Genomic DNA, 7,647 nt, shown 5'->3' on the forward strand with positions numbered 1-7,647 from the left:
AGAAAAATACTATAAAATAATAGATTAATTAAACCTTATAAAGCCCAAATGGGCTTTTTTTAATACCCTTATTTGTTATAAAATAATATAAAATAAATAAAATAAAAGTATAGATAATATAGGAAGGAAGGGAGGATGATGAAATGAGACCTTTAAAATACACAAAAGAAGAAAAAATTAAAGTGCTAAAAGAATATGCTAAGAAATGTAAAGAAGACAATTATCTACATACAGACAAAAAATTAATGAAAACAAAAAAAGGCATGAGAATATTATATTTTATAGACAAGGTGTATGGAAGCAAGAAAAAATTTGCTGAGGATTATAATATGTTGGATTTATATAAACAAAACTGGAAAAAGCGAAATAATAGAAAAAAGAAAACAGATGAGGATAAGAAGAAGGAGTTTATAAAAAGATACACAAAGAAAATTGGAAAAAGAAGAGTTTGCTATTATAATCTAGATAATATTAAAATTCCATCTAAATCTTTATTAAATTTATTTTCAGATGCGAATTTGGAAGTAAGAAAAATAAAGAAAGAGTTTTATAATATATTAAAGAAGTGTGAAAAATTAAATAATAGAGAAAAAAGATATGAATATATTAAAATTAAAATGGAAAAAAATAAGAGATTTAAAAATTTTCTCTACAATAATTATAAAAGAGATGTTATAAATAAAGTTTTAGATGATTATTTTGGATAATAGAGCCTTTATAAATTAAGGTTCTATTTTTTTATACCTTAAATACTTATGTATATATATTATATATACCGTACTAGATTTAATTATCATGAGGATTTTATCAGATTTTTTAACTAAAAATGATTAGTGAAGTATATATTTTTTATGAAAATATAAAACCCTTAAAAGTTAGGAACTTTATGGAGTAATTAACTCATATATATAAAGTAATTACTTTTAGATATAAATAGTTTAATGTGGTTTTGAATGTAAGAAATATTTAAATAAGATTAAGAAGAAGCAGTAGACTTTTTTTATGAAAGTCTATTTTTTTTATTATTTTAGTTATAAATTACGCCTAATTTCTTATAATATAAAAACGTTAAAAGCACTGAAGTTTGATTTCGTGCTTGAAATGGACACCTCTCCCCCTTAAACACTGTTTTAATAGCTAGACATATAACACTGTTTTAATAGCAAGACAGCCCACGGGACATACACGCACCTTATTCCCAATAATCCTATCTAAATACCCAAGGAGAATTGGTAATAAAGTGCTACCATTCCAGCACCCTTTACAAATAAAAAGCAATTTGAAAAGGGAGCTGAAATGGACGTATATCTATCCGTTTGTGAGCTTAACGTAAAAATTTCGCCAAGGCGACCGATGCAAAGCCTCTAATTTTTCCTACTCACAAACCCCGTGGCCTGTCTAGCTATCGGGGGAGAGGTAGTGATCATTCAAGCTACTTCAAACTTCACTCAAAGATAAAAAGAAAAAACAAGAAGCAAAAGCCAAAAACAAAACTAATTCAAAACTAATTCCAAGGAGGTGAAGCCTATGGCAAAAGGTAGAAAAAAATCCACACAGCTAACTTTTATGACTAAGGATCGTAGATTATTCCAAGCTCTAGCAAAAACAGGTAGAGCTACAGCAGAACAAACAAGTAAGTATTACAATACAAAAGAAAAAAGGTTAAGGAGATTTATAAAGGAAGGTTATCTAAAAAAAGAGCCTATAATGGTAGATGGTAAAAAAGGTAAAAAAGCTACCTATTGTTTTAGATTAACAGACCAAGGCAAAAAGTGGGTAAAAGAAAATTTAGCTACAGTAGATTGTCTTTACAAGCCTACAACTAAAGGAACTCCGCATGATGTTAAATTATTTGAGAAGTATTCTAACCTTACAGAATATGAACAAGACATTGCTTTAACGGAAAATGATGTGGTTAAAAGGTGGGGAAAGTTAAAAGGTACAAGTCCTCCAGATTTGGTAGTACCATCCTTTAAAACAACATCTGAAATAACAAATATAACAAGAACGGTAGAGATGAAGGTAATAGAGATAACTACAAAAACATACACCCAAAAGGATATAGATGCTAAAGAAGCATATGTAAAAGAACTTATAGGAAAGGAGGTAAGTGTAGACTATGACAAAGCCAATTAAAATTAAAAAAACACCAAAATTGAGTGATATAGATAAAGAAGTATTAAAAAAATTTATTAATACAGAAGATAAAACCATAACATTAACATTAGATAAAATAAGTCCTATTCAGGACCTTTATATTAAGCTTTTCTATTATAAGTATATAAAGTATATATACCATATTGGTAGGGGTAGAGTGTTTTACCAGCAATTAAGTGATTATATGGAAAAGGTACATGGAGAAGCACCAAGGAGAACAAGAGAGATGGTAAAAGAGATGGAAAAATATAAGCTTATAAATAAAGAAATGTATTGGAATAAATCTATTATCGAATTAACAAGAGCTTCACAGTTAGCAATTGGAAAGAAAATAAGTTTAAGAAGAGATATTGGTAGCCTTACTAGGAGTACATTTATTGTAGAGCATTATAATACTTTTTATCCAGATAAAAGACAGCAGTTTATTTCATTCGTAGAAAACAATAAATTTCTATTAGGAGAAGACTGTTTAGAAGAATTTAAAAATCACAATATCTTCTTAGAAAAAGTAAGTAGGAATAACAGAGATGAATATATGCTTACATTTACCCTGTTTGATGTGAATAGCAATATAGACCCTAACAAAATAGTAGAAAAAATAGAACTTATTAACTCAAATATAAATAAAGAGAATGTATTTTTTAGTCTAAATATTTGTTCCTATGATATAGAAAATTATGAGTTTATAAGTCTTAAATGGCTTAAAGAATATAACACTCCATATTTAAGCAAACAGACTAAAGAAGATTTAAAAGATACTATTAAAAAAATAAATGAAATAGAAATTAAAAGAGAAGAAAAATATATAAATTGTTCTAGTTTTAAGTTTATAAAATTTACTAATTTAAATATAAAAAAGTTTTTTAGCCACAGCAGATCAAAATACTAAAAATAAAAGGAGGATAATTTTATGATTAATCAATTTATACAAGAAAAAGAAATAGAGGTAGATGAAAGAATATTATGGGATATTAAAAGGATATTTAAAAATATAGATTTAGAGAATATAAATATAAAGAATAGAATGTATATCTTTAACAAAATAGGAGATAGATTTGAGGGAGTTAAAAAACATACAGATTTATTAACTAGAAAGGGTAAAGAAGATACATTATATCACAAAGAATTGAATCTATTAAAAGAATTTATAAACTACTTAATAGATTTATATGAGTATCCGTATAGTCTAGATGAGATTTTTAAGAAGAAAGACAATAAAACTGTTTATAAAGTAGATGGACAAGCATTTGTGGATGATGAAATTGAAGGTTTTGAAGAAGCACAAAAAACTCCAGAAGAAGAATTTGAATTGGAACAGCCAGAGCAGATTGAAGAAATTCCAGTAGAAGATATAAAAGAAGAGTTAGATAAGAGTGAAGAAATAAAAGATGATGAAATAAATAAAGAAGAGTTAAAAGATGAAGATATATCTATAAGTGAAGATTTTTAGACTAAATAAATTAAAGGAAAGGAGGGTAGAGAAAAATGAATATTAAAGAGTTTATAAGAGATATAGAGAGAGAAGTTAATTGGATTTTATGGTTATTTACTATTATACAAAGTTTGCTTTTAGCAGGGCTCTTTCTTAACAGAAAGAGCCTAATTTTGTTTTTGGGATTTTCAATTTTAGGTATTGTGCTGAACATAATTTTAAAGAACAAAAGAAGATTAATTATAACAATAGTAATTACTATTATATATATACCCGTATATATAAACAGTTTAATTCAGCTAAATATTTTTCTAAAGATAATGATTTATATAATGCTACTTGTATTAGTATTTAGTTATATAAGAGTAAAAGAAATAAAGTTAGATAACATTAAAAATATAGTAAAAGTATTAATGGAATTTAAATTTAAGAATAAGAGTGAGAAAGAAAATAAAGGCGATTTACAGGTTGGAATTAACCAAAGCAATAAGAAACCTGTTAATATTCCTTTTAAAGATAGATTTGTTCACAGTCTAGTCTTAGGACCTACTGGTTCTGGTAAAACCAGTCAATCACTTATTCCTTGGCTTAACCAAGACATTAAAAATAAAGATTTTGGAATTACAGTTATAGAGCCAAAAGGTGATTTAGCAGAAAAAATATATGCTATGGCACAACATTATGGAAGGAAAGCTATATATTTTAATCCAATTTTAGAAGCCTGTCCTACTTTTAATCCATTATACGGGCCAGAGGATGATGTTATAGAAGATATAACTACAACATTTAAAATGTTAAATCCAGATAGCCCCCAATTCTTCAAAGATATGAATGAGCAACTGTTAAGAAATGCCTTAAAGATATTTAAAAGATTAAAGGGCAATAATGCTACTTTGATTGATTTGAATAATCTACTTCGAGATAATGGAGGAGCAGGGAAACGCATAATCAATCAATTTGAAGAGTATAACAAAAATAGAGTTAATAACAAAGCTCTTGAAAGCGAAAATGAAGAAATTATTAATTATTTTAGACAAGATTACTATAATGAGAAAAGTAAAACCCAAGAGCATACATCTGGGGTAAGATCGCAAGTTGATAAATTAGTTTCTAATAAGTATTTGAGAAAAGTTTTAAATCCTGAAAATGGTAAATCGGACATTAGATTTGATGAACATTTGAATAGATTGTATAACGATGGTAAAGGAGAACAATTAATTATATGTATTGCTACAGCACAAGGAAAATTAAGAGATTTAGGCTCTTTTCTAGGTTATTTTTTAATACTATCTTATCAATCAGCGGTTCTTAGGAGAGATGGTTTAGAAGATATCCGTATGCCACATACATTAGTTTTAGATGAATCACAGAAGTATGCTAATAAAGGCATGTTAGATCTATTAAATCAAGGTAGAAGTTATCGTGTTGCTACCGTATTAGCAACACAATCTTTAAGCCTTTTTGAAGAAGAAGCTGGAAGAGGGTTTTTAGAAACAGTTAAAACCAACTGTAGAAATACATTTATATACCCAGGTATTTCAAGCACCGATGCAAAATATTATTCAGATGAATTTGGCGAAATTATTAAAAGAAGAGTGAGTAAAGGAGTATCCAAGCAAAGATTTGACATTTTACAACAGAATAAACCTAATGCTCCAACGGATAGTAAAACTATAGTAGAAGAAGAGAAAGCTAGATTTTCACCATCAGATATTATGTATCGGGAGTTTGGAGAAATAACTATTAAGTATATAAAAAATAATACAGTACAAGAGCCAGTAGTAGTAAATATAGAGTTTATTCCTTGGGAGCTAAATAAAAAATTAGACAAGATGGTAATAGAGAATAACAAATTAATGGAAAAGGGAATAAATCCTTACAAATATAGAACTAAAAAAGGAAAGCTTAAAAAGCCAATAAATAAAATACTACAAGATAATCTTAAACTAGATGATGTGATTTAAAAAGTCCTAGCAATAGGGCTTTTTTTAATACATAATAAAACAAATTTTATATTATAATTTTCTTTAAAATATCTAAAATAAAATATAAATAAAAACTAGAAAAACGAAAGGAGAGTAGATTTTATGATTAAAACAGAAACATTTAGATTTTATGAATTTATAAGAGCTGTTTTAGAAGAAGAAGTAAAGCAAAGATATGGGAAACACACAAAAGATTTAGAGCTTAAGTATATAAGAAAAACTGGAAGAAATCTAGAAATTATAAAAAGTGAGATAAGCGAAGGTAAAGCATTTATTTTCAAGGGAGGTGAAGTGCGTGAATAATAAAATAATTAACCAAATTAATAACTTAGATAAATTAAAACAGGAAATTACAGATGGAGATTATGGCAAGCTAAAAGCTTATAAAATCAAAAGACAAAGATTAGATAATTTACTTCAAGGCCAATATTCCAAACTATCTAAAGATAAACAAAAGCAAATAAGTTTAATTATGGTCGAGGAAGCTTACAGAATAATAAATATGTTAGAAAAACAAGGAAAGGAGGAAAAATAATATGTTCATTTATAAAGACAATAAAAAAGATGACTTAAAAGAAATATTGAATCAAATTAAAGAAGAGAATTTAAACAAAGATTATTATATAAATTTAGAAAAACAAGATAAAGACTATATTTTAACTAAAAAGGAGGTCAAGTTTGATGAGGATAAATATAACAATTAATTTGAACAAGGAAAGCCTTAAATATATAAGCAGTAAAGCACTAGAAAAAGAGATAACTGTAAATGAGTATATAAAAGAAATGATAGAAGGAAAAGTAGAAGAGATGAAATATAAAGAAGATAATGCTAAAACAATAAAAGAAATAGCAGACTTCTTAAATAACTTATAAGAATTCATAAACAAAATAAGGAGGTGAAATGGTTTATGAAAAATAAACAATTTAAAAATGTTCTAATTATACTTTTAATATTTCAAATGTTCTTTTCTCCATTATTAAATGTAAAAGCTCATGATGCTGTATATATTCAAATTACTATAGATGAAAGAAATAATAAGTACATGAGCCACTTGAATTCGGACAAACCTGGGTATCTCAAGGAAGGAAACCATCAAGAAGCCCAAACAGGTTATTTTGGTGATTATAGAGCAAAAGAAAAAGAACCATTAGATGTTTTTGATTTAAGTTCTAATCTTGATAATTTTAAAGATATTGAATTAGAAGGAGATGATGCTCATGGTGTTTCTGAAACAGGAGAAGTAGATGATGGTTTGATTTTCACTTTTCCAGCAAAAGAAGAAAATAAATATTTAATTGCTGGTGCTTACAATGCTGGTGCTCAAGATCAAGAAAGAGCATTTCAAATATCTAGTACATTAACTTCAAGTTTAAATAGTATGTTAGCTATGGTAAATGATGGTAAGAAATATCAAGATACAGATGATTTAATTAGAGCTTCAATATACATAAGACCTAGTGCTGATACAGGAGGATTTAAGGAAGCTAAATTGCCATCAAAACAAGGTAGTATTTATCACATAATGTATGGTACAGATCCTACCAAAACGCCTAGTACAATAACAGAAGAATTTCCAGACAGTAATTTTGACAAACAAAATTTAGGAAAATATAAACCTCATGCTGATGAAAATGGTAATTTGTATGCTTATGTATGGAAAGAGGTAGATGGACAAAGTAATCAAGTAAATGTAAAATCTATAACTCCATTTATTTATGCTATGCCAAAGGGTTATATACCTATTGATGGAATTAATAATGGAGAAGCTTTAATAGAAAAGTCAGAAGGTACAAATTTTGAATTTGCTGATAGTGGAAATGATACAGCTTGGCTTACTATTCATCATTTAGCTTTTCAAGCTAATCATTCTAGAACAAATATGGGTATGCATTATGGAAATATTGACACTAAATTTGAAAGTGATACAGGATGGTTTGAAGATAAAATTTATGGGCTTCTTTTCAGTGTATTTTCTGGGATTAGGACATTGTTAGGCTTATATGAAACACAAGAACTTATTTATAATGAAGGAATGAGAGGTACTGATCTTTATAATGATGGAATGATGAGTT

The 7,647-nt window shown here is 27.3% G+C and carries 10 protein-coding genes; all 10 read left to right on the forward strand.

The features are described 5' to 3' along the window. The first annotated feature begins 143 nt into the window (after positions 1-143). On the forward strand, positions 144-707 hold the full coding sequence (locus V6137_RS19900) for a hypothetical protein (protein ID WP_425449715.1): 564 nt from the start codon (positions 144-146) through the stop codon (positions 705-707). An 820-nt stretch (positions 708-1,527) separates the two neighbouring features. Next, the gene (locus V6137_RS19905) at positions 1,528-2,136 is read left to right on the forward strand and encodes a hypothetical protein (protein ID WP_425449716.1); all 609 of its coding nucleotides are present in this window, start codon (positions 1,528-1,530) and stop codon (positions 2,134-2,136) included. After that, a complete protein-coding gene (locus V6137_RS19910; protein ID WP_425449717.1) occupies positions 2,120-3,046 on the forward strand; it encodes a hypothetical protein in 927 nt (308 codons plus the stop codon). The genes V6137_RS19905 and V6137_RS19910 overlap by 17 nt, the downstream gene beginning before the upstream one ends. Before the next feature lie 21 nt (positions 3,047-3,067). Continuing rightward, positions 3,068-3,607: a hypothetical protein gene (locus V6137_RS19915; RefSeq protein ID WP_425449718.1), complete on the forward strand. Its 540-nt coding sequence runs from the start codon at positions 3,068-3,070 to the stop codon at positions 3,605-3,607. Positions 3,608-3,642: 35 nt separating this feature from the next. Next, positions 3,643-5,553 (forward strand): type IV secretory system conjugative DNA transfer family protein, encoded by a 1,911-nt coding sequence (locus tag V6137_RS19920; protein ID WP_425449719.1) that lies wholly within the window; start codon positions 3,643-3,645, stop codon positions 5,551-5,553. 123 nt (positions 5,554-5,676) lie between these two features. Then, entirely contained in the window at positions 5,677-5,877 is a 201-nt protein-coding gene (locus V6137_RS19925) for a hypothetical protein (protein ID WP_425449720.1), read from the forward strand. Further along, complete coding sequence (locus tag V6137_RS19930) at positions 5,870-6,109, forward strand: hypothetical protein (RefSeq protein WP_425449721.1); 240 nt, start codon at positions 5,870-5,872, stop codon at positions 6,107-6,109. The genes V6137_RS19925 and V6137_RS19930 overlap by 8 nt, the downstream gene beginning before the upstream one ends. A gap of 1 nt (position 6,110) precedes the next feature. Continuing rightward, positions 6,111-6,278 carry a hypothetical protein gene (locus V6137_RS19935; RefSeq protein ID WP_425449722.1) on the forward strand — a complete coding sequence of 56 codons (168 nt, stop codon included), beginning with the start codon at positions 6,111-6,113 and terminating at the stop codon, positions 6,276-6,278. Continuing rightward, entirely contained in the window at positions 6,256-6,447 is a 192-nt protein-coding gene (locus V6137_RS19940; protein WP_425449723.1) for a hypothetical protein, read from the forward strand. The genes V6137_RS19935 and V6137_RS19940 overlap by 23 nt, the downstream gene beginning before the upstream one ends. A 35-nt stretch (positions 6,448-6,482) precedes the next feature. Beyond that, positions 6,483-7,647 (forward strand): hypothetical protein (locus V6137_RS19945; RefSeq protein ID WP_425449724.1); only part of this gene is annotated, 1,165 nt, incomplete at its 3' end.

Origin of the sequence: Dethiothermospora halolimnae (assembly GCF_037577855.1) — a bacterium.
Lineage (GTDB): Bacteria > Bacillota > Clostridia > Tissierellales > VENL01 > Dethiothermospora > Dethiothermospora halolimnae.